2 protein-coding genes are annotated in these 2,136 nt (G+C 44.7%); both read left to right on the plus strand.

The features are described from left to right. The coding region (locus tag A3761_RS19830; protein ID WP_068750746.1) for a SulP family inorganic anion transporter at nt 1-1,270 on the plus strand (1,270 nt) is incomplete at its 5' end. Between the two features lie 40 nt (nt 1,271-1,310). Further along, a complete protein-coding gene (locus A3761_RS26340; RefSeq protein WP_068512478.1) occupies nt 1,311-1,964 on the plus strand; it encodes a hypothetical protein in 654 nt (217 codons plus the stop codon). Nucleotides 1,965-2,136: the final 172 nt, after the last annotated feature.

The following is a 2,136-nucleotide window of genomic DNA, read 5'->3' on the forward strand; positions in this document are numbered from 1 at the left end:
AATTGCGGCAGGCATGCTAAAACTAGGCAAGTTTATTCGCATGGTTCCCCACCCGGTTATGCTTGGCTTCGTTAACGGCCTCGCGATTGTGATTTTCCTCGCTCAACTTAGCCAGTTTGGAGAAAACAACGGCACGGGCTGGTTGCAAGGAACAGGACTAGAAGGTTCCATTATTGATATTGCCTGGCTCGAAAGTAATGCCATGATCACAATGCTTACTCTCGTTTTTGCTACCATGGCTATTATTCATTTCTTACCCAAATTAACCAAGGCGATACCTTCATCACTGGCAGCCATTGTCATTGTCTCTTTGGTCGTCATTTTCTTTGGCCTTGATACTCGAGTGGTAGGTGACGTTGCATCAATTTCCGGCTCTTTACCTAGTTTTAGCATTCCATCAGTGCCTTTCACTCTGGAGACATTGTGGATCATCTTGCCTTATTCTTTCATATTGGCAGCGATTGGCTTGATTGAATCTCTATTAACCCTCACGCTTATCGATGAAATGACACAAACTCACGGTAAAGGTAACCAAGAGTGTATCGGTCAAGGCGTGGCAAATACTGTAACGGGTTTCTTCGGTGGCATGGGTGGCTGTGCAATGATCGGCCAAAGCATGATCAACGTTAATTCAGGTGGTCGCGGCAGACTGTCCGGTATATCTGCAGGCTTATTCCTACTCTGCTTCATCTTATTTGCCGCGCCTCTGATTGAACAGATCCCCGTTGCTGCACTAGTCGGCGTTATGTTCATCGTTGTCATCGGTACCTTTGAATGGTCCAGCTTCCGAATTCTTCGAAAAGTTCCCCGCTCTGACGCTTTTGTATTAATCCTGGTATCTGGTGTCACAGTGGCAACAGACTTGGCAATTGCAGTAATCGTAGGTGTAATTGTTTCCGCGCTCGTCTTTGCCTGGGAACACGCGAAGCATGTGTATATTCACGAGAAAGAGAATGAAGAAGGTTCAACGGTCTACGAAGTAGAAGGCCCCCTGTTCTTTGGTTCAATTGCGAACTTCCTAGAGCAATTTGATGTTCAAGCGGGCAACGACGACATTATTATCGACTTCGCTCAATCCAGAGTATACGACCACTCAGGCATTGAGGCGATCGACACACTAGCCGAGCGCTACCTGAACGCAAACAAGACTTTACACATTCGCCATCTAAGCCCGGAATGTAGAAGCTTGCTTAAAAACGCCGGTGATTTGATCGAAGTCAACGTGATAGAAGATCCGAACTACCATATTGCGACAGATAAGCTAGACTAAGACTTGAATTTAGTTGCCCTTCCTAGCAGGAGCTTATCAGATGACTAGTAAAGATAAATTTGGTTTAGATAAAGTACTTAATCGCTTTAATAAAGAGTTCGAGAAGACATCCGATCATTTTAATCAATTGATTAACGATGCGTTCAAACAACTTGAAAGCTTGCAGTCTCAAGTTCAAGAGCCGATCAAGAAAGTAGTTGAAGATCTGGATAAGCTTCGCGACAAAGAAATGAACCGCTTTCAGAAGGAGTTTGACAAGCGCCTGGATGAGTTTCATGAGCTACAGTCTCAACTCCTTGAAAAAATAGGCGTCGAAGCAAAGGCTCCTGCGAAGAAAGCGGCTCCGGCTAAGAAAGCAGCTCCGGCTAAAAAAGCAGCTCCGGCTAAGAAAGCGACTCCAGCTAAGAAAGTAGCTCCGGCTAAGAAAGCGACTCCAGCTAAGAAAGCAGCTCCGGCTAAGAAAGCGACTCCAGCTAAGAAAGCAGCTCCTGCTACAAAGTCTCCGTTGAAATTGACTGCACTCAATGGTGTTGGACCAGCTTTAGAAAAGAAACTTATAGCAGCCGGTATCACATCAATCGAGCAATTGGCCAAGCCTTCAGCAAAAGATAAAAAAGCACTTGAGGAGTTCAGCAAAGTCAGAGGTTCTGACACGTGGCAAAAACAAGCTGCAGAGCTGAACAAAGCTAAATAGCCTCGTAGAAGCAATTAAACATTAGGCCATAACTCTCCTGTTATGGCCTTCCATTTACACCCAAAAATTCTCTCTATTCCCCGACCTTCCAGTTTGTTAACCCATATTTCACATTGTTTTGAAATACAATTACTTACTGTAACTATTTTGTAACGTTGTACGTCACATCGTT

It is taken from the genome of Oleiphilus sp. HI0123, assembly GCF_001635315.1.

Coding starts and splice junctions, on each gene's coding strand:
- A3761_RS26340 (WP_068512478.1), top strand. CDS start 1,311: ATGACTAGTAAAGATAAATTTGGTTTAGATAAAGTACTTAATCGCTTT.